The organism is Microbacterium sp. ABRD28 (genome assembly GCF_003850245.1).
Lineage (GTDB): Bacteria > Actinomycetota > Actinomycetes > Actinomycetales > Microbacteriaceae > Microbacterium.
In genome coordinates, this window is sequence record NZ_CP031015.1 from 160,337 (window position 1) to 180,516 (window position 20,180).

General features: G+C 70.5%; 20 protein-coding genes. 6 read left to right on the top strand and 14 right to left on the bottom strand.

Annotated features, from left to right (window positions below; all coding sequences use genetic code 11):
* Positions 1-76: 76 nt before the first annotated feature.
* Positions 77-526, bottom strand: coding sequence for a VanZ family protein (locus tag DT073_RS15750; RefSeq protein ID WP_164478112.1), 450 nt, complete (start codon positions 524-526; stop codon positions 77-79).
* A gap of 105 nt (positions 527-631) precedes the next feature.
* Here DT073_RS15750 and DT073_RS00820 point away from each other — a divergent pair, with 105 nt between their 5' ends.
* The 4 genes from DT073_RS00820 to DT073_RS00835 are packed head-to-tail and all read left to right on the top strand — an operon-like array spanning position 632 to position 5,542.
* The gene (locus tag DT073_RS00820) at positions 632-2,434 is read left to right on the top strand and encodes a DUF4012 domain-containing protein (RefSeq protein ID WP_124291681.1); all 1,803 of its coding nucleotides are present in this window, start codon (positions 632-634) and stop codon (positions 2,432-2,434) included.
* Between the two features lie 9 nt (positions 2,435-2,443).
* The gene (locus DT073_RS00825) at positions 2,444-3,007 is read left to right on the top strand and encodes a cell wall protein (RefSeq protein WP_124291682.1); all 564 of its coding nucleotides are present in this window, start codon (positions 2,444-2,446) and stop codon (positions 3,005-3,007) included.
* A gap of 14 nt (positions 3,008-3,021) precedes the next feature.
* Complete coding sequence (locus DT073_RS00830) at positions 3,022-4,506, top strand: glycosyltransferase (protein WP_124291683.1); 1,485 nt, start codon at positions 3,022-3,024, stop codon at positions 4,504-4,506.
* 10 nt (positions 4,507-4,516) lie between these two features.
* Positions 4,517-5,542: a glycoside hydrolase family 6 protein gene (locus DT073_RS00835; protein ID WP_240638665.1), complete on the top strand. Its 1,026-nt coding sequence runs from the start codon at positions 4,517-4,519 to the stop codon at positions 5,540-5,542.
* A gap of 33 nt (positions 5,543-5,575) precedes the next feature.
* Here the strand turns inward: DT073_RS00835 and DT073_RS00840 are convergent, their stop codons facing one another.
* The 3 genes from DT073_RS00840 to DT073_RS00850 form a co-directional block, all read right to left on the bottom strand.
* Positions 5,576-6,652: a response regulator transcription factor gene (locus DT073_RS00840; protein WP_124291684.1), complete on the bottom strand. Its 1,077-nt coding sequence runs from the start codon at positions 6,650-6,652 to the stop codon at positions 5,576-5,578.
* Between the two features lie 122 nt (positions 6,653-6,774).
* Positions 6,775-8,208 carry a glycosyltransferase family 2 protein gene (locus DT073_RS00845; protein WP_205783075.1) on the bottom strand — a complete coding sequence of 478 codons (1,434 nt, stop codon included), beginning with the start codon at positions 8,206-8,208 and terminating at the stop codon, positions 6,775-6,777.
* A gap of 169 nt (positions 8,209-8,377) precedes the next feature.
* Positions 8,378-9,124, bottom strand: a complete 747-nt coding sequence (locus DT073_RS00850) for a fructose 1,6-bisphosphatase (protein WP_240638666.1) — start codon at positions 9,122-9,124, stop codon at positions 8,378-8,380.
* Positions 9,125-9,385: 261 nt separating this feature from the next.
* On the opposite strand from DT073_RS00850, the gene DT073_RS00855 reads away from it, so the two are divergent.
* Positions 9,386-10,042 carry a hypothetical protein gene (locus tag DT073_RS00855; RefSeq protein ID WP_240638667.1) on the top strand — a complete coding sequence of 219 codons (657 nt, stop codon included), beginning with the start codon at positions 9,386-9,388 and terminating at the stop codon, positions 10,040-10,042.
* Positions 10,043-10,055: 13 nt separating this feature from the next.
* On the opposite strand, the gene DT073_RS00860 is transcribed toward DT073_RS00855, so the two are convergent.
* The 4 genes from DT073_RS00860 to DT073_RS00875 all read right to left on the bottom strand — a co-directional run bounded on the left by DT073_RS00860 (position 10,056) and on the right by DT073_RS00875 (position 14,552).
* The gene (locus tag DT073_RS00860) at positions 10,056-11,201 is read right to left on the bottom strand and encodes a nucleotidyl cyclase domain-containing protein (RefSeq protein ID WP_124291686.1); all 1,146 of its coding nucleotides are present in this window, start codon (positions 11,199-11,201) and stop codon (positions 10,056-10,058) included.
* Entirely contained in the window at positions 11,198-12,880 is a 1,683-nt protein-coding gene (locus DT073_RS00865; RefSeq protein ID WP_124291687.1) for a sensor histidine kinase, read from the bottom strand. Before DT073_RS00865 ends, DT073_RS00860 begins: the two co-directional genes overlap by 4 nt.
* A 31-nt stretch (positions 12,881-12,911) precedes the next feature.
* Positions 12,912-13,613: an endonuclease/exonuclease/phosphatase family protein gene (locus DT073_RS00870; protein ID WP_124291688.1), complete on the bottom strand. Its 702-nt coding sequence runs from the start codon at positions 13,611-13,613 to the stop codon at positions 12,912-12,914.
* Positions 13,614-13,688: 75 nt separating this feature from the next.
* The gene (locus tag DT073_RS00875) at positions 13,689-14,552 is read right to left on the bottom strand and encodes a tRNA pseudouridine synthase A (protein ID WP_124291689.1); all 864 of its coding nucleotides are present in this window, start codon (positions 14,550-14,552) and stop codon (positions 13,689-13,691) included.
* A gap of 116 nt (positions 14,553-14,668) precedes the next feature.
* On the opposite strand from DT073_RS00875, the gene DT073_RS00880 reads away from it, so the two are divergent.
* Positions 14,669-16,735, top strand: coding sequence for an acyltransferase family protein (locus DT073_RS00880; RefSeq protein WP_240638668.1), 2,067 nt, complete (start codon positions 14,669-14,671; stop codon positions 16,733-16,735).
* Between the two features lie 75 nt (positions 16,736-16,810).
* Here the strand turns inward: DT073_RS00880 and rplQ are convergent, their stop codons facing one another.
* From rplQ to infA, 6 genes are all read right to left on the bottom strand, one after another.
* Entirely contained in the window at positions 16,811-17,425 is a 615-nt protein-coding gene (rplQ, locus tag DT073_RS00885) for a 50S ribosomal protein L17 (protein ID WP_124291690.1), read from the bottom strand.
* Between the two features lie 40 nt (positions 17,426-17,465).
* Positions 17,466-18,455, bottom strand: a complete 990-nt coding sequence (locus DT073_RS00890) for a DNA-directed RNA polymerase subunit alpha (RefSeq protein ID WP_124291691.1) — start codon at positions 18,453-18,455, stop codon at positions 17,466-17,468.
* 137 nt (positions 18,456-18,592) lie between these two features.
* The gene (rpsK, locus tag DT073_RS00895; RefSeq protein WP_013583990.1) at positions 18,593-18,991 is read right to left on the bottom strand and encodes a 30S ribosomal protein S11; all 399 of its coding nucleotides are present in this window, start codon (positions 18,989-18,991) and stop codon (positions 18,593-18,595) included.
* Between the two features lie 32 nt (positions 18,992-19,023).
* Positions 19,024-19,398, bottom strand: a complete 375-nt coding sequence (rpsM, locus tag DT073_RS00900) for a 30S ribosomal protein S13 (protein WP_124291692.1) — start codon at positions 19,396-19,398, stop codon at positions 19,024-19,026.
* Between the two features lie 133 nt (positions 19,399-19,531).
* A complete protein-coding gene (rpmJ, locus tag DT073_RS00905; protein WP_022893853.1) occupies positions 19,532-19,648 on the bottom strand; it encodes a 50S ribosomal protein L36 in 117 nt (38 codons plus the stop codon).
* Between the two features lie 74 nt (positions 19,649-19,722).
* Positions 19,723-19,944, bottom strand: coding sequence for a translation initiation factor IF-1 (gene infA, locus DT073_RS00910; RefSeq protein WP_028496510.1), 222 nt, complete (start codon positions 19,942-19,944; stop codon positions 19,723-19,725).
* Between the last annotated feature and the right edge of the window lie 236 nt (positions 19,945-20,180).

The following is a 20,180-nucleotide window of genomic DNA, read 5'->3' on the forward strand; positions in this document are numbered from 1 at the left end:
GGTGATGCGGACCTTCGTCATTGTGCTCCTGCCCCCGAGGGGGCCGCCAATCGAATCGCCCGCTGTCACGAGATGTTCACGGTTCATGCGCCGGAATACGTCGAGGACGACGGCGGCGGCGTTCGAGAACGGTCACGATCCCCCAGCCCACGAGACCGCCGAGGGTGTTGGCCACGACGTCGCGGAGCGTGGCGGTGCGTTCGGGAAGGAGGAGCTGTCCGCCCTCCACGAAGAGGGTGGTGGCGAGGATCACCGGGAGCATCAGCGGGCGCTCGGCGCGAAGGATCAGCGCCAGCAGCACCCCGAGCGGCACGAAGAGCAGGATGTTGGCACTGAACTCGATCACGTCGTACGTCAGCCACGGAAGCGCCCTCGTGAGCCCGCGCAGCAACGGGCCCGCTCCCCGATCGACCGGGGTCGGCCAGAAGGCGATCACGAGGAGGGCGAGTCCGTAAGCGCCCAGCAGGAGAACCGCACCGAGTCGCGGGGCGCGGGGGCGAACAGGAGACGTCGGATGTGCGGTCACGCGGTCCCTTCGGGTCCGGCGCCGCGACCCTGCCGCGCGATGATGGGTGCGAGCATACCCCCTCGTGCACCGGCGCGCGCGGACAAGACCGCTTAGGGTGATCGGGTGAGCGAATCGGCCAACCCCCGCGCCCTCCGCCAGGCCGGCGTCGTCTTCGCCTGGGTCGTCGCCGCCTTCCTCATCGCGCTGGTCTTCCTCGCCGGCTGGGTGGGGGTGCGCGGGTTCCTCGCCTCCCAGCACCTCATCGACGCGCAGGCGACGGCCACCGCGGTGCGCGAAGACCTGACCGACCCGGCGCTCGCGTCCGCGGCGATCGCCGATGTCGCGGCCGACACCGCCGCCGCCCGTGCTCTCACCTCCGACCCGCTCTGGCAGGTCGCCGAAGCCCTTCCGTGGGCGGGGCCGCAGCTGTCGGCGGTCTCGACCGTCGCGGCCGCCGTCGACGACGTCGCGGGGTCGGCCCTGGCTCCTCTCGCCGATGTCGCGAGCGGGTTCGACCTCGCCGCCCTCCGTCCCCAGGACGGCAGGATCGATCTGGCACCGTTCACCGACATCCGAGAGGCCGCCGCCACCGGCGCCGCATCGATCGGCGGCGCAGCCGAGGCGGTCGCCGCGATCGACCGGGCCCCCCTGATCCGCCCGCTGCGCGAGGCCGTCGACGAGGTCGGCGCCCTCCTCGACGAGACCGAGACCGCCACCGGCGCGCTGACCCGCGCGGCGACCCTGCTGCCGGCGATGCTCGGCGCCGATGGACCGCGGTCCTACCTCGTGCTGTTCCAGAACAACGCCGAGTGGCGCTCGCTCGGTGGCATCCCGGGCGCGACCGCGCTCGTGCGCACGGACGGCGGAGCGATCTCGCTGGCCGAGCAGGCGTCATCCTCCGACTTCCCCCGCTACGACGAATCGGTGCTGCCGCTCGGCTCGGATGTCGAGGGGATCTTCTCGGCACGACCCGGACGATTCATCCAGAACGTCACCCAGATCCCCGACTTCGCCGTCTCCGGCGCCCTCGCCCGCGAGATGTGGGCGCGTGAGCGCGGCGGCGAGCAGGTCGACGGGGTGATCGCGATCGATCCCGTGGCACTGTCGTATCTCCTCGCCGCCACCGGGCCTGTGACCCTCCCCACCGGCGACGTGATCACGGCGGAGAACGCGGTGCCGCTGCTGCTGAACGAGGTGTATTTTCGCTACGAGGACCCCGCCGACCAGGACGCCTTCTTCGCCGCCGCGGCGGCCTCGGTCTTCAGCGCGCTGACGGCGGGCGGCACCGACCCCACCGCGCTCGTGGACGCTCTGACGCGTGCGGGCGACGAGCGACGGCTGCTGCTGTGGAGCGCCCGCGAGGACGAGCAGACCCTCCTCGACGGCACGTCCCTCGCGGGGCCCCTGCCCGAGACCGACGACGACATCGCCCGGTTCGGGGTCTACCTCAACGACGGCACGGGCTCGAAGATGGACTATTACGTCAGCGCGACTCCCACCCTCACCTGGGACTCCTGCGTCACCGGGGGCTCCGCTGCCTCGCCCACGGCGTCGGGCACGGCCACCCTCACCGTCACGCTGACCAACAACGCGCCCGCCGACGCGGCCACCTCGCTCCCCCGCTACATCACCGGCGGCGGCGCGTTCGACGTCGATCCCGGCATCGCGCGGACCGTCGGCTACGTGTACCTGCCCGAGGGCTTCGAGCTGCAGGATGCCACCATCACCGGCGACGTCGGATTCGGCGGCGGCACCCACGACGGGCGGCGGGTGCTGAGCTTCGCCGTCGACGTGGCACCCGGGGCATCGGCGACGGCGACGGTCACGGTCACCGCCCCGGAGGGCTCGGCTCCGCAACTGGAGCTGGTGTCAACCCCCACGCTGGTTTCGCCTCCCGACCTCGTCGCCGTCTGCGAGCCCGCCTAGACTCGAGGCGTGTCCCGCCGCTCCCCCCGCGTCGCGCTCATCGCCCTCCTGGCGATGGCGGCTGTCGGCGCGCCGGGCGCCGCGCACGCGGCATCCCCTGCCGACGCCTCATCGATCTACCCGCCCTCGGGGTCGTGCACGACGAGCCCCGCGACCGTCGAGCCGGGCGGCGGCTTCGCCTTCCAGTGCGCGCCGGCGACATTCTCCAGCGCCGAGCAGGTGACCATCACCGTCACCGGCGAGAGCGGCGCCGGTGCCGACATCGGCATGGTCCGCTTCGCCATCACCACCGCCAGCGGCACGACGACCTCGGCCGGCGACGGTTCGATCGCCCCGGTGCGCATCACCCTCCCGCAGAACGCCTCGGGCACGTACAACATCGCCGCGGTGTCGTCGACCTCGGCGGGCAGTACGGCCGCGGTGACGGTGACCGCTCCGGACGGGGCGCTCCCGGTCTCGGGGATGGATTCCGGCTCGCTCATCGGCCTCTTCGTCGGTGGCGGTGCGCTGGTGCTGGCCGGCGTCGCCCTCGCCGTGGCAGCGCTCCTCCGACGCGGGCGCGCGCGCCGATAGGGTCGGGACCCTCGGTGCTCACCGCCCCTCTCCCGACCGGTCGGCACTTCGCCGTGACCTGGTCGATCCCGGACGACTTCGGGGGGATGACCGGCGCCCTCCTCCATCGTTCCCGGGGCTTCCGACGCGAGGCCGGCGTCGCCGTGACGGTCCTCACCCTGGATGACCGCATCGACTACGCCGACGTCGCGTCGCGCCTCCGGGACGCGGGGGAGCTGATCGACGGGGTGTCGCTGCTGAACCTCTACGACTGGCTCCGCACCCATCCCCTCCCCGGCGAGCGGGGATCCGGCGCTCGTCATCCCTTCCGTCCCCTCCGCCCGGACGACCCCGACGTCGTCGGCCTCGAGCATGACGGCAGGGTGTTGCGCCGAGAACGGCGGGGCCCAGGCGGCGAGATACTGCAGGTCGACCACTACCGCCAGGACGGATCGCTCGTCGTCTCCGATCGACGTGACCTCGACAGACGCGGCGGGTCGGCCAAGCGATCGGTCGTGGTCTGCGATCAGCGCGGTCAGCCGCATCGCTCCTGGTCCCACATCTCAGGGCTCTACGCGGCATGGATCGACGCCCTCGTCGCCGGATCGAGGGCGTGGCTCGTCATCGACAGCAAGACCGCGGCCCGGAGCCTGCTCGGCTACCGCAGACGCGGGACGGTCGTCGTGCACGTCGTACACGGCGCGCACGTGTCGTCCTCGCCAGGTTCCGACGTGATTCCGTCACGTCGGAAGGTGTTCTCACGACTGGACGCGTTCGATGCCGTGGTCTTCCTCACCCGTCGACAGCGCGACCACGCCGCGCGGCTGACCGCCCACCGCGGCCGGCTGGTGACCATTCCGCTCGGGATCACCCTCCCCCCTTCGAACCCCCCTGCCGAAAGCGAACGAGCGGGAGCGGTGGTGCTCGCCCGGCTGTCCGCCCTGAAACGGGTGGACCACGCGATCGCGGCGATCGAGCGGGTCAATGCCGTCGTCACACCGCCCCTGACCCTCGACATCTGGGGCGACGGCTCACGCCGCGCCGCCCTGATGCGAAGGATCGACGGCGACCCGGTGCTCACCCTGCATCATCATGATCCGGCCGCCAGAGGCGTGCTGCGAGAGGCCTCCGTCCTCCTCGTGACGAGCCGGTCCGAAGGATTCGGATTGGCGATCCTCGAGGCCATGGCGGCGGGATGCATCCCCGTCGCCTACGACGTTCCCTATGGCCCCGGGGAGATCATCCGGCACGGACGGAACGGGATGCTGGTGGCGGACGGCGATGTCGATGCCTTGGCCGACGCCGTCCGCAGCGTGATCGCGCAACCCCCGGCCGCACGCGACGCCCAACGCCGCGCGGCTCGCGAACGGGCGGCGCAGTTCTCCGACGATCGCGTGACCCGGCTGTGGGGACGGGCACTGCGGCGCGCGCGACGTCGCGGCATGTCGCGACGCACGGTCGAGGGCGTGACCTGGCGCGCACGCCGCTGGGCGCGCGTGCTGACTCGCCGGCGCCGATAGCATCGCTCTCGTGGCCACTGCCCCCGCACCCGTGCGTCGTCGCCGCCGCGGGTTGCCGCGGTGGCTCATCATCGCGTTCGTCGTGCTGGCCGCCTCGGGGCTGCTGGCCATCCTCGCGGCGATCGGCTGGGTCGCCACCTGGGGGTTCCAGATGCTCAGCGCCCGTCCCCCCGCCCTCGGCACGACGATCGTCGTGCCCGACGAGTCGAAGGCGGCCAAGGCCCTTGCCGCCGAAGATCCCGGCACCGACGCGTACGCCGCGACGGAGTACCTCGCCGCACAGCCCACCGCGTACTGGCTCACCCCCGAGGAAGACCCGATCGGCGAGGTGTTCGGCCGCATGACGCACCTCGCCGAGGAGGCGCGCGCTCAGGACGCCTCGATCGCCGTCGTGGTCTACGGCCTTCCCGGACGAGACTGCGGCAACTTCTCCGCCGGGGGCTTGGACGAACCCGACTACGTCACGTGGACCGAGGAGATCGCCGCGGGCCTGCGCGCGGCGGGCGACCTGCAGAAGATCGTCGTCCTCGAGCCCGACAGCCTGGCCCTCGCCCCCGAGTGCGGGAACGTCGCCGAGCGGGTCGCGCAGCTGCGCGGGGCCATCGATCGCCTCGCGGGCCCGAACACCTGGATCTACGTCGACGGCGGCCATTCCACCTGGCTTCCGCCTGAGGAGATGGCCGGCCTCATCTCGCAGCTCGATCGCACCGGCAGCATCCGGGGATTCGCCACCAACGTCTCCAACTACAACCACGCCACCGAGGAGTTCGCCTACGCCCGGCAGCTGTCGGGTCTGCTCGGCGGCGCGAAGGCCGTCGTCGACACGTCGCGCAGCGGCGCCGGTTCCAACGGCGAATGGTGCAACCCCCGCGGCCGCCTCATCGGCGAGCCCGGCGGCACCCTCGCCGACGACGTGGTGGACACCAACCTCTGGATCAAGCCTCCCGGCGAGTCCGACGGCGAATGCAACGGCGGCCCGGCCGCGGGGGTGTGGTGGCCGAAGGCCGCCATCGAACTGACCCGCGAGGTGGAGTGATCCCAGACCCGGCCGCGGTCGATCCGACCCGGGTCAGGCGCCGGCGACGAGCTCCGAGGTGAGGCGATAGCCCACGCCGCGCACCGTCTCGATGTACCGGGGGTTGGTGGGGTTGTCGCCGAGCTTGCGGCGCAGGTTCGTCATGTGCGCCTCGATCGCGCGCTTGTCGGCTTCGCCGACGAAGTACGAGGTGACGTACGACTCTCCCCGGAGGACCAGCGTCAGGTCGGCCTTGCTGCGGACGCGGCGCTTGGACTCCATGAGGGTCGCCAGCAGGTCGAACTCGGTGCGGGTGAGATCGAGGGTGTCGCCGGCGACCATGACGATCCGCGTGTCGGGGTCCAGCTGGAGGTCGCGGTGAGCGAGCACATTCACGCCGGCGAGCTCGCGCGGCCCCTGGTCGGCGGGCACGAGGTCGGTGCCGGCGTTCGGATCTGCGACGGGGTCGCCCGAGGATGCCGACTGCGCGGCCATGATGATCGGCTCGAGCGGCGATCCCGGACCGGTCTGCGGCGCCGGCTGCCCGGGGTGTCCGCCCTGTTCGCCGGTGTAACCGGGGAAGGGCATCGCGGGACCGCTCGGCATCTGCGACATCCCGGGCATGCCCTCGTAGGGATACGGGTAGGGCGCCGGAGCCTGAGGATCGTACGGGCGCTGCGCGATCGGGCGGGCGCCGGGGAAGGATGGACCGACGCTGTCCTGGCGCGGCGCATGAGCGACCTGCTGGGTGCGGGGACGGCGCAGCAGCGCGTCGATGCGGGCACGCAGCTCGCGCGGGCGGAACGGCTTGACGATGTACTCGTCGGCGCCGGCGCCGAGCCCGAGCACGACGTCGGCCTCGTCCTCGAGGCCCGTGAGCATGATGATGTAGGTGTCGGACTGCGCGCGGATGCGGCGTGCCGCCTCGAACCCGTCCATGCCGGGCATGTTGACATCGAGCGTGGTGATCAGCGGCTGGTAGGACACCACCGCGCGGACCCCGTCGATCCCGTTGCCGACCGAGACCGTCGAGAACCCCGCCGCCTCGAGCACCTCGACGAGGAGGTGACGGATGTCGGGATCGTCTTCGACGATGACGGCCGTCCGCAGAGCCATCGAGGGGTCGCTCATCGGCGGTTGCTCCCAAAAGTCGAAGAAGGGCGAAGGTGCCACGGCGGTCCGCCGTGCGTAAGCGCTGTCCACGGTCATGCTACACATCTCCCGTCCTGCGAGGCCGTCACGGCCGCTCGAGGTCAGACCTTGTATCCCTGGTAGCGGCGGATGAGCTTGAAGAACATCAGCAGCGTCTGGAGCACCGTGACGACGCCGACGATGGGCCACCCGATCCACAGGATGGTGGACTGCACCATGGGTCCGAGCATGGTCCAGATGACCGCCATGGCCACCAGCACCGCGACCAGGAGAACCAGCGGGAGCCAGTGGGCGCTTCCGCCGCCCTTCTCGGCCTTGGCCTGCATCGCCCAGTTGTCGACCTTCTTGCGCGAGAGGAACCGCGTCCACGACCGCAGGAAGTGGCTGAGGCGGATCCACATGAAGATCTCGGCGGGGAACATCAGGCCCGCGAACAGCAGGTCGCGCGAGTTGTGGCTCTTCATGGTGCGCGCGATCCGCAGGTTCAGCAGCGTCGCCACGACCGGCGGGATCAGCCACCACGGCGAGAAGATGAACGCGCCGATCGAGAGTGACCCGGCGAGGAGGATGAGGAAGGCGACGCGCACGAAGAGGTTCGTCAGCATGCCGAAGTTCTCGAACCACCGCAGCCGCAGGTTCGGGTGCAGGGGCTGTCCCTTGGTGTCGCCCCGCTGCCCCGGCCACATCAGCTCGATGGCGCCGTACGTCCACTTCACCTGCTGGGCGTCGTAACCCTTCAGCGTGGTCATGCCACCGACATCCGCACGGGCATAGGGGCTGATCTTGGTGAGGTACCCGGCGCTCTTGATCTGCAGCGACAGCAGCGAGTCCTCCACCTCGCTGTCGCGCACCCACGGCGTGGACTGGTGGTTCTGGCGCATGACGTCGCGGAGGGCGTTGGTGGAGAAGATCGAGAACTGCCCGCCCAGCACCGCCATGTTGCGTCCGCGCAGCAGGTTCTGCAGGTTGAACGCCGCGAACTGCGTGCGCTGACCGGCGATGAGGAACTTGCCGACGAGACCCTTGATCGGCCGGTCGTCGATGGAGTAGATGGCCGAGATGCCGCCGATGCGCGAGTCCGAGACCGCCTCGGTCTCGAGGAACTCGACAGCCTTCGGATCGGCCATGGTGTCGCCGTCGACGCCCAGGAGGTAGTCGTAGCCCTCGACCAGCGAGTAGCCGTAGTTGAGCGCCCCGACCTTCTTGTCGGGGTTCTTGCCGATGTCGTGGACGAAGACCTCGGTGAACTGCTCACCCAGGTCGTTGGTGATCTGGTGTGGGCCGGCGAACTCCGAGGCGACCTTGACGGTGGCGTCGGAGGAGTTGTTGACCACGACGTGGATGACGTCGGGCACCCGGGTCTGACCGAGGAGGGACTCGATGACCCCGGCGATCGACTCCTCCTCGTTGTAGGCGGGGATGATGCAGCCGATCGTGGAGCGGTGCCCGGTGAGGTTCTCCAGCACCGAGGAGAAGTCGTCGGCGAACCCGGGCTCCAGCGGCACATCGACCGGGGGACGGGGCACGGCCGACATGGGCGCGGTGCGGGGAAGGGCGACGGGGGAGTTCTGCTCGGTCATCGTGACATCCTGTGTCGTTCAGAGCGGCCTGCTTCTGCCGGGTGGCGTCCTGCCGCTGAGACCACAGTGCCCGCCCGACCGCGACATCAGGCCGAGGTCTCACCAAGCGCCCCGCAAGGTTGCCTCAAGGCTGGGTGGGGGGACCCGCCACCGCGGCGGAGCCGTCGGGGTAGATGGCGACCGGAAGGTACTGGTAGACCGTCTGCTGCGAGAAGGAGTTCTCGTCGTTGGCGTTGCCCTCGACCCAGACGGTGAGGGCGAACTCCAGCGTGATGCCGTAGGTGTCGGCGGGGAGCTGGCTGATCGTCGTCTCGGGGACGAGGAGGCCGCCCTGGAAGCTGTTGAGCAGCAGGCCGCGGTCCGAGCGCAGGGTGTCCGTCGGAACGAGCGTGCGGGGGTCGGCGCTGAACTGGAAGGGACTCTGCACCTGACCGCTCGTCTGAGCGGTCTGGGAGGTCACCGAGACCGAGGAGAGGTAGACGCGACGCTTGTCGGTGAGCACGGCCTTCTCATCCACGCGGTGATCGTGGACGTTCACGGCGAAGCCGAGCGTCTTCGCTCGTGTCGGGGTCCACTCCTGCGTGCGCTTCGGGTCGGCGGCCCACACATCCAGGCGCACTTCGAGCTGATCGGCCACCTCGGTGGACAGCGCGACCGAGCCGTCGTAGGTGAACTGCGAGTCGAAGTCCATCGACGGCGAGGCGAGCGGTGTCGGAGTCGCCGCCGCGGCCGGTGCGCCCGCGGATTGCTGGAACTGGTTGAACGCATCGGCGACCTGGGCGCACCCCGTCATCGCCACGGCGAGCGCGCCGGCGACGGCGACGACGAGGAGTCGCCGGGGGCGGCGGGTACGGGGGGCTGAGATACGCACGGCGGGACTCCTGACGGGCCGGAGGTGACGGGGTGGGGGCCGGTCGATTCCGCGAACTGTGGGCACACCGCCCGGTTCGGGTTCGAGCGGTCTGCGGAAGCAACCGGTCCCACCCCTCGCCGGTTACACAATCACGCCGATCGGCGATCTTGAGGATCTTGAGGTGATCTTGCGTCAGCCTTGCGCTGGGAGGTCCGTAGACTGACGCCACTGTCTTCCCCGCCGGAAGGCTTTCGCACTCATCCGCCTCCGGGAGGTTCCATGGGCACCCATCGTCGTGCCGCCGCGGGCGCTGCGGGAATCGCCTTCACCCTGTCGCTCGGTCTCGTCCTGACCGGCTGCGGGCCCGCGCCCTGGGACTTCGGCGCCGAGCCGACTCCCTCCGCCTCCACCAGCTCGACCCCGACCGAGGCCCCCACGCCGGTGCCCAACGACCTCTCCAGCGGGTCGACCGCCCGCGAGCTCGTCGCGGGCGCGGTCGCCGCGTCGGTGGATTACTGGTCGACGCTGTCGATGGATCGGTGGACCGCCGAGGCTCTCAAGCCCGTCAACCTGTCGATGACCACGACCGTCACTCCCGACGACGGCCAGAAGGTCTATCTCCAGCGTGCGGTCATGGTGGCGGTGCCGCAGGGACCGGATGGCGCGATGGCGCCGTTGGAGGCCCAGGTCGACCAGTCCTCGGTCGCCCCGGGGTATCTGGTGCTCTCGCCGTACAGCTACTCGCAGACGTTCAACGTGGGATCGGTGCCCGCCGATGCGACGCACGTCCAGCTGCAGTTCAGTTACGACTTCCTCGTGCAGACCACCCCCACCTCGAGCGAGTTCGCCAAGCAGACCGCGAGCGACACCGTCACGGTGGCGATCGCCGCGGCGCCGGACTCCGCCGACGACGCCGGGTCGGAGTCGGACGGCTGAGACGTCTCCGACGTCAGACGCCGACCCGCTCCCACCGGTCGCCGCCGGCGCGGCTCGCCGTTTCGGCGGCTGCCTCGGCGCGGTCCAGGAGCGCTTCGACATCGCCCTCGGCGGCGCTGTCGGGGTCCACCGCGACCCAGCCGACGCTGGCGGAGACCTGGATCTCCATGCCGCCGGCGTTCTCCATCCGCCCGACCCGCCCGAGCGCGCCGCGCAGAGCGGCGCGCAGCACCGGCTCGGGGCGGGAGACGAGCACCACCACCGTGCCCGGACGCCGTTCGGCGACGTCGGCGTCGGCGGGGAGGTCGACCAGGATCTCCTGCGCGAAACTCGTGCAGACCGCGTCGAATCCGGCCACGCCCACCGCATCCCGCACGTCGGCCTCGTCATCGAGCCGGAAGACCAGGAGCGCCCAGGAGCGCTCCCCCCGCCGGGCGGCGCGGGCGATGCGGTCGCGGCATCCCGAGGCGAACTCCTCCCACGGGGTGCGCTCCCCGGGACCGACCACCCGTTCACGGCGGGTGGCGAACCCCACCAGCGACACCAGTGCGCACACCATGTACACGATGAACCCGAGCTGGTTGACGGAGCGGACGAACTGCAGATCATCGCCGCTGGACGCGGGGAAGACGAAGCCTGCGATGGCGACGAAGGCGGCCAGCGCGGAGTTCAGCACCGAGATCACCACGAGGGGGTAGAGCACCGCGTCGCCGCGGTCGGGGAGACGCAGCCACTCGACCAGGAGGAGGAAGGCGAAGACCGCTGAGAGGAAGAACAGGATGCGGAAGGCGACGCTGTAGGCCTCGGTGGCCCCGGCCGCGACCAGGACGATCGGGCTGAGGACCGACAGCAGCGCCGCCAGCCACCACCGCGACGGCGCGCCCCGCAGCGTGCGGAAGCCCGCCCAGAAGAACCCCGGCGCGCCCAGGAGAGCGCCCAACGCCACCCGGCGCATCGTCTCGGAGTCGACGGTCTCGGCGAGAACGACGCCCCATGAGGATGTCATCGCCACAAGGAACGCGATCGACCACAGCAGCGTCGAGCGATGCGGTCGATCCAGGAACGCCACCCCGATCATGATGACGACACCGAGCGTCGCGACCGTGGCCTGCGCCAGCGCGAGATTCGGCCCGCTGAACGAGGGGATGCCGTCGATCATGCGTCGGCCGCCCGGGGCAGGACGACCTGGGCCGTGGTCCCCGCACCGACTTCCGAAGCGAGGGTGAGGGTTCCGGCATGCGCCTCGACGATGTCGCGGGCGATCCCGAGGCCCAGGCCCGTCCCCTGCGCCGTCTGCCCCGCTTCGGGCGAACGGAAATACGGCTCGAACACCCGGTCGATCTCGTCGGCCGGGATCCCGATCCCCGAGTCGATCACGTCCACACGCACGACGTAGCCGGCGACGGCCGCCCGCACCGAGACCGTCCCCTGGCGAGGCGTGTACTTCACGGCGTTCGTGAGCAGGTTGTCGAAGACCTGGCGAAGGCGGAAGGCGTCGCCCCGCACCGGCAGGACCGGCGGCAGCTCGGTGTGCAGGGTGATGTTGCGCGCCCGCGCGTTGGCCTGCACCCCGACCAGAGCCGCCTCCAGCACGCTTCGGAGGTCGATCTCATCCGTTCCCCGTGGCGCGGTGAACGACGATCGAGAGTCGCGGAGGGTCTGTTCGAGCATCGTGAGCATCCGCTCGGCCGAGGCCTCGATGACGGCGAAGTCGTCTCTGCTGACGGGGTCGACGTCGCGTTCGAGCGCGAGCTCGGCGCGACCGAGGATGACGGTCAGGGGGTTGCGGATCTCGTGGGAGGCCATCGCGACGACCTGATCCCGCGCGCGCTGCGCCTGCAGCAGCGCGGTGACCTCGCGCGCGACCAGGAGCATGCTGGCCTCACCCTCGCTCCGCGATGCCAGCGGGCTCGCCGACACCGTCACGGCCCGCCACGCGCCCTCGGCGTCGAGGAGCCAGTAGGTCTCGGGCTCGAAGGCCTCGCCGCGTGCCGCGCGGGCGAACGGGCGCTCGTCGACCGGCACTTCCGGTCCGTCGATGCCGGTGTGCTCCACCACGGCCGCGTCGGCCAGGCTCTCCTGCTCGCCGAGTCCGTAGAGACCGCGGTAGGCGGCGTTCAGCGCAAGCAGTTCGCCGGTGGGAGACAGACGCACGATGCCCAGATCGATGCCGTCGATCATCTCGGCGATCCGCCGCTCCTGCGCGGTCGCGCGATCCAGCGTCGACCGCAGTCGGCGTGCCTGCTGACGCAGCAGCCGCTTGAACGCCCGGGTGCGCCGGGACCCCACGTGCAGGGTGATGCCGATGAAGCTCAGCACGATGACGATCAGCACCACGCGGATCGTGGAGTCGGTGCCGGGGCCGAGGCTGGCGACGACGAGGAGGAAGAGGCCGACCGCACCGAGCGCGACGGCGAGGGTGCGGGCGCCGTAGTGCAGCGCGATCCACACGATGGGGAAGGTCCACAGGAACGCGAACCGCAGGTCGCCCTCGAGGTTGAGCAGCCCGACCGCGAAGAGGTCGGCGAAGGGCACGATCAGAACCGCCGCGGCCGACAACCGCCCCCACGGCGCGATCATCGTGGCCGCGGTGATCGCCACGAGCAGCAGGATGCCCCCGGTGAAGGTCCAGCTGGCCAGCTGCCCCGGCTGGATGAACAGCAGCAGGATGACCACGGCGAGAACCGTCGCGCCGAGCACGAGCTGGCTCAACCAGATCGATCGGGTTCGGCTGGAGATCGGCGCCGGAGCCAGCACGCGCGTATCCGGAGAGGTCGACCACGTTGCGGACGGCGCGGGGGCGACGTCGACCGTTCGCGACCTGCCCCCCGCTGACATACGCAGAGTTTAGCCACGGACGCCGAGGCACTCAGCCCGCCGTCGGAACCTCCGCCGGCTGCGCCGCCGTGATGTTCGCCGTCACCAGGATCGGCAGGTGATCCGACAGGCCCTGCGGAAGGGTGCGGACCCGATCGATCGTGAATCCGGATGAGGTCACGAAGTCGTAATGGCCGCGGAAGAATCGATAGCGGGTGTATGTGCGGGAGTCGCTAAGGCTGAGCTCGTACCCCTGCTCGCGCACCTTCTGCCCGAGGTTCTCCTTGAACACCGGGTAGTTGTAGTCGCCCACCATCAGCGTCGGAAGGCCCACCCCCAACTGCTCCAGCTCCGACAGCGCCGTGCGGATCTGATGTCGGCGTAGCGAGTTGAGTGCCGTCAGGGGCGCCGCGTGGAAGGACGCCACGATCAGGTCGGTGCCGTGATCGATGTCGTGCAGCCGCACCCCGAGCATCCGTTCCTCGGCGGGCTTCAGCAGGTGATCGTGCAGCGACTTCTTCAGCGCCAGGGCCCGCACCTCGACCGCGCGGAACGTGTTGGCGCGGTAGTAGACCGCAAGACCCAGCCGGTTGCGCGAGGTCGCGTCCGCGAGGCGGAGCCCCGCGATCTCGTCGGGGATGTCGGAGGTGTCGTACTCCTGCAGACACAGGACGTCGGCACCGTGGCGTTCGACGAGCTCGGCCAGCTCGCCCGCGGCGCGATGCTTGCGCAGGTTGTACGAGATCACTCTCATCGACGCCCAGCCTACGGCCGCGACGGGAGACGCGGGCTGACCAGGAGGTGTCCCATAAGCGATGATCAGGTTTCGTCACTCCGCTTCGCGTCGCGCCCGGGTCTGCTCGGCGCGGGCGGCGAGCAGGTCGTCGGAGGGGTAGCCCACCTCGGCGAGGGTCAGTCCGCGCGCGGCGAGGACGTGGATCTCGGGCACCTTCCCGCCGCGATCGCGGATCGCGGCGAGGTCTCCCGGATCGAGGCGCCCCTCCCCCACGGCGACGCACCCCCCGACCAGGGCCCGCACCATGCTGTGGCAGAACGCGTCGGCCCTGACGTCGGCGATCAGCACGCCGTCGGCGTCGCGGCGCCAACCGAAGTCCAGCAGGGTGCGGATGGTCGTCGCCTCCTCGCGCGGCTTGCAGTAGGCCGCGAAATCGTGGAGTCCGATGAGCGAGCGTGCCGCGGCATCCATCCGCTCCTCATCGAGGTGCGACCGCACGCTCGTGGTGCGGTGGCGCTCGAGAGGGTCGTATCCTGTGGCGCGGTCGGCGATGCGGTAGACGTAGCGCCGCCAGACCGCCGAGAAGCGGGCGTCGAACCCCGCGGGGGCGAGCGTGGTCGCCCGCACCGCCAGATCGGCGTACGCGCCCAGCACCCCGTTGATGCGACGCGCGAGCTGCGCGACGGGACCGTGCGTCGTGCCCGGACTCGCCGCGCCGCGCGGCGCGCGCGCGGCGGCCAGACGTTCCTCCTGCGCCGGGTCGAGGTCGAGGTGGGCGACCTGCCCGGTGGCGTGGACGCCGGCGTCGGTGCGCCCGGCGACCACGACGCGGGGATCGCCTCTGAGCACGCGGCCGAGGGCGGACTCCAGCGTCCCCTGCACCGTCCGAAGGCCCGGCTGACGGGCCCACCCGCGGAAGTGCGTGCCGTCGTAGGAGAGATCGAGGCGGATGCGCACCGCACCAGCGTAGTTCGCCCCGGCCGAACGCCCCGAGCCATCGCCACGGGGCGTTCGCGAGAGCATCGCTCTCGGAGATTCCTCGGGGGCCGGGACGAGGACCGACGTACACTGTGGTGTCCCCCCGCAGGATCGTCGACCTGACCGGTTACCTCATGACGCTCACCGCCCCCATACGTCTCAGCGCCCCCAGCTCGCCGACCGCCGATCTTCCGCGCCGGTATGCGGGATTGGACGGGATGCGAGCGGTCGCCGTGGCGCTCGTGGTCATCTACCACCTCTTCCCCGCCATGCTGCCGGGCGGGTTCATCGGCGTGGACGTCTTCTTCGTCATCAGCGGGTTCCTCATCACGAGCCTGCTGCTGCGCGAGCACGCTCGGAACGGCCGGATCGCGCTGGTCGGGTTCTGGCGTCGACGGGCACGGCGGCTCCTGCCGGCGCTCGCGCTGGTGGTGCTCGTCTGCTCCAGCGCGGCCCTCCTCGTCGGCGGCGATGTGCTCGTGCGCCTGGGGGCACAGGTGCTCGGAGCGGCGACCTTCAGCTACAACTGGGTCTCACTGGCCGGTGACAGCGGCTACTTCTCCGCCGCCACCCCCGAACTCTTCCGCAACTTCTGGTCGCTCGCCGTCGAGGAGCAGTTCTACGTCATCTGGCCGCTCCTGCTGCCGCTCTTCCTCCTCCTCCCCCGCGCGTGGGCGCGTGCCGGGGCGGCCGTGCTGCTGGCGGCGGCCTCGGCCGCGTGGATGGCGGTGCTGGTGACCTCCGCTCTCGGCACGCCCGGCGGCGACCTCACCCGCGTGTACTTCGGCACCGACACCCACGCCTTCGGCATCCTGCTGGGGGTGGCCCTGGCGTTCGCCACGACGAGGGTGCTCGCGCGTCCGTCGGCGACGTCGCGTCCGCAGTGGACCGGGCCGGTCGGCGCGGCGGCGATCTCGGGACTCGTGCTGCTGTCGTTCCTCGCACCGGTCGACGGGGTGGTGACCTTCCCCGGCGCGCTGGTGGCGGCGAGCCTCCTCTCCGCCGCGGCGATCATCGCCGGGGTGTGGCCCGGTTCGCGGTTCGGCGCGGCGCTCGACACCCAGCCGCTGCGGTGGATCGGCGACCGCTCGTACGGCATCTACCTCTGGCACTGGCCGATCCTCGTCCTGCTCCTCGCGGGGCTCCAGGGCACCGGCGCCGAGGCCGGGGTCCCCGGGAGCGTCGGCCTCACCGCCCTCGCGCTCACCCTCCTCGCCGCCGAGCTGTCGTATCGCTTCGTCGAGACGCCGGTGCGTCGGCACGGGTTCCGTGGATCGCTCCGCCGGCTCGGGAGGGCGCTGCGCGCTGGTGCGGGCGCGCGCATCGGTGCGGTGACCGCCGGCGCCGTCGCGATCGCACTCGTGGCCGGGACCGGTGCCGCGGTCGCCGCGGCACCGACGGTGTCGTCGGGACAGGCGATGGTGGATGCCGGTCAGCGCGCGCTCGCCGAGGTCGACGCCCCCGCAGCGCCCGCTCCGACCCCGTCACCGGAGGCGACGGGGTCGACCGGCGCGGAGGGTGCCCCCGCGGCATCCGGATCATCACCTCCTGCCGTGCCGGGCGTCCCGTCCGGCGACAGCGTGCCCCGCCCCGCCCCGACGCCTGTGACGGGGGATCAGATCTCGGCGGTCGGCGACTCGGTCATGCTCGCCTCTGCCCCGGCGCTGCTCGAGCGCTTCCCCGGCATCGCCGTCGACGCGGCCGTGTCACGCTCGGCGTGGGCGGGCCCGGGCATCCTGCAGCAGCTCGCCGACAGCGGGCAGCTGCGCCCGTACGTGGTCCTGGGCCTCGGGACCAACGGTCCGGTCGATCGCGACGCCCTGGAGCGGATGGCGACGATCGCGGGGCCCGAGCGCACCCTCATCCTCGTCAACGCCTTCGCGCCGCGCGACTGGATCCCCGGCGTCAACGCCGAGCTGGCCGACTTCGCCGCGACGCACCCGCGCGTGTTCATCGCCGACTGGTCGGGGGCGATCACCCCGAAGCCCGAGCTGCTCGCCGGCGACCAGATCCACCCCGACTCCGGGGGCGGGACGGTCTTCGCCGACGCCGTCGGGCAGGCCGTCGAGCGCGCGGAGGAGCATCGCGCCCTCCTCGCCTACGAGCAGGAGCTGCGCGCCTGGCGGCGCGCGCACTTCACCGTCGGCCGCGAGTTCGAGTAGCCCCCGGCGGGCCCCCGCACCAACGACGAGACCCGCCGCCCCTGGGGGCGGCGGGTCTCGGTACGACCGGGGTCGTTACTTCTTGTCGGCGTCGGCGTCGGCGGTGGAGTCGCCCTCCACCACGGCGTCCTCTGCGGCCTGCTCGGCGGCGGCACCCTCCTCGGGCGACTCCGAACCGGCGTCGGCACTCTGGTCAGCGGTGCTGTCTTCCACGGCGGCCTCCTCGGTGGTGTCCTCCGAGACAGTCTCCTCCGCGGCGGCGTCCTCCGAAGCGGGCTTGACAGCCGGGGCCGCGGTGGTCGACGTGCGCGAGCTCTTCACCTTCGGGGTGACCGGCTCCAGCACGAGCTCGATGACCGCCATCGGGGCGTTGTCACCCTTGCGGTTGCCGATCTTGGTGATGCGGGTGTAGCCACCCGGGCGGTCGGCGACCAGCGGCGCGATCTCGGTGAAGAGGACGTGCACGACCTCCTTGTCACCGATCACCGACAGCACCCGGCGACGCGCGTGCAGGTCGCCGCGCTTGGCGAAGGTGATGAGGCGCTCAGCCAGGGGACGCAGCCGCTTGGCCTTGGTCTCCGTGGTCTGGATCGACTTGTGGGTGAAGAGGGCCGCGGCGAGGTTCGCAAGAAGCAGGCGCTCGTGGGCGGGGCCGCCTCCGAGGCGGGGACCCTTCGTGGGCTTGGGCATGTCAGTTACTCCAGTCGAAAGTCAGTCGGGACGCCGCAGCTCAGGCGGTCTCGTCGTCGTAGCCGCCGTAGAAGTGCGCGCCGTCGAACCCGGGGACCGAGTCCTTCAGCGACAGGCCGAGCGAGACGAGCTTGTCGCGCACCTCGTCGACCGACTTCTGGCCGAAGTTGCGGATGTTCATCAGCTGCGTCTCCGAGAGGGCGACGAGCTCGCTGACGGTGTTGATGCCCTCGCGCTTGAGGCAGTTGTACGAGCGCACCGACAGGTCGAGGTCCTCGATCGGCATCGACAGCTCGTTGGACAGGACGGTCTCGACCGGCGCGGGGCCGATCTCGATGCCCTCGGCCTCGACGTTCAGCTCGCGGGCCAGGCCGAACAGCTCGGTCAGGGTGCGACCGGCCGAGGCGACGGCATCGCGCGGGGCGATGGAGGGCTTGGACTCGACATCCAGCACCAGCTTGTCGAAGTCGGTGCGCTCACCGGCACGGGTGGCCTCGACGCGGTACGACACCTTCAGCACGGGCGAGTAGATCGAGTCGATCGGGATCTGCCCGGCCTCGGCGTACTCGTTGCGGTTCTGGGTCGCCGACACGTAGCCACGGCCGCGCTCGATGGTCAGCTCGAGCTCGAAACGCGCGGTGTCGTTGAGGGTCGCGATGACCAGCTCGGGGTTGTGCACCTCGACGCCGGCGGGAGCGGAGATGTCGGCCGCGGTGACCTCACCGGCGCCGGTCTTGCGCAGGTAGGCGGTGATGGGCTCGTCGCGCTCGCTGGAGACGACCAGCTGCTTGATGTTGAGGATGATCTCGGTGACATCCTCCTTCACACCGGGGATGGTGCTGAACTCGTGGAGGACGCCGTCGATGCGGATCGACGTCACGGCAGCGCCGGGGATCGACGACAGGAGGCTGCGACGCAGCGCGTTGCCGATGGTGTAGCCGAAGCCCGGCTCCAGCGGCTCGACGACGAAACGGCTGCGGAACTCCCCGATCTTCTCCTCGGTCAGAGTGGGACGCTGTGCGATGAGCACGATGTGTTCCTTTCAATCACGTGCCCGCTATATGACACGTGCGGTGGGTGAAGTATTGAGTTGTGTTCAGGGATGCCGCGGGGGCGCGCACCACGAGGGACCGCGCCCCGCGGCATCCGTGAGTCAGAGAGCGAGCGTCAGACGCGGCGACGCTTGGGCGGGCGGCACCCGTTGTGCGCCTGCGGGGTGACGTCCTGGATCGAACCGACCTCGAGGCCGGCGGCCGTCAGCGAACGGATCGCGGTCTCGCGACCCGAGCCCGGACCCTTCACGAAGACGTCGACCTTCTTGACGCCGTGCTCCTGCGCCTGGCGGGCGGCCGACTCGGCGGCCATACCGGCGGCATAGGGGGTGGACTTGCGCGAGCCCTTGAAGCCCACACCCCCCGAGGACGCCCAGCTGATCACGGCGCCCGACGGGTCGGTGATCGAGACGATGGTGTTGTTGAACGTCGACTTGATGTGGGCCTGACCCACGGCGATGTTCTTCTTCTCCTTGCGGCGCGGCTTGCGCGCGGCGGACTTGGCCTGTGCCATGTGCGTGTTCTCCTAAACCCTGCAGGCCGCGCTCAGCGCGCCTTCTTCTTGCCGGCGACGGTGCGCTTCGGGCCCTTGCGGGTGCGCGCGTTGGTCTTGGTGCGCTGTCCGCGCACCGGGAGGCCGCGGCGGTGACGCAGGCCCTCGTAGGAGCCGATCTCGACCTTGCGGCGGATGTCGGCGGCCACCTCGCGGCGGAGGTCACCCTCGACCTTGAAGTTGGCCTCGATGTAGTCGCGGAGGGCGATGAGCTGGTCATCGCTGAGGTCCTTCACGCGGATGTTCTCGTCGATCTGCGTCTCGGCGAGGATCGCGTGCGAACGGGTACGGCCCACGCCGTAGATGTAGGTCAGGGCGATGACCACGCGCTTATCGCGCGGGATGTCGACGCCGGCAAGACGTGCCATGCGGCTCTCCTAGGAGTTGGTGGAGGTGTGGAGCAGGATCGGTGCCCGGGCCTCCGCCCCGAGGTGTCCCCCTTGCGGGTTCTGATCCTGCCTGTGTGTGTTCAGTTATGGGTCTTCGTCGTGAGGTCTGCGCTCAGCCCTGACGCTGCTTGTGGCGCGGGTTGGACTTGCAGATCACCATCACGTTGCCGTGGCGACGGATCACCTTGCAGTGATCGCAGATGGGCTTGACGGAGGGGTTGACCTTCATGATGTTCCTGTTCGCTGTCTTCGCCGGGCACGCGGGCTCTCCCGAGCCGCGAGGGGCGTTACTTCTCGACCGGTCTAGCGGTAGCGGTAGACGATCCGGCCGCGGGTGAGGTCGTAGGGGCTGAGCTCCACGACCACGCGGTCCTCCGGAATGATGCGGATGTAGTTCTGCCGCATCTTGCCTGAGATCGTGGCGAGCACCTTGTGACCGTTGGTGAGCTCCACGCGGAACATCGCGTTCGGCAGCGCCTCGGAGATGACACCCTCGATCTCGATGACACCGTCTTTCTTCGCCATAAACTCGCTAACGCTTGCATGCAGACCGGCCGGTCTGCGGTGGATGGGATTGTGGTGCGGCGACACGCCGATAAAGGCGCAACGCACCAAAGATCAACTATAGGTGATATCGCGTGCCGCGGCAAACCGTCCTTGCCCTTCGCCCGCGCACATCAGCCGCCCGCCCTTCCGCGCCACGCCCTTCCGCGCCACCATGGGGATTCATCCGTCGCAGATGCACGCTACATGCGCCCTCG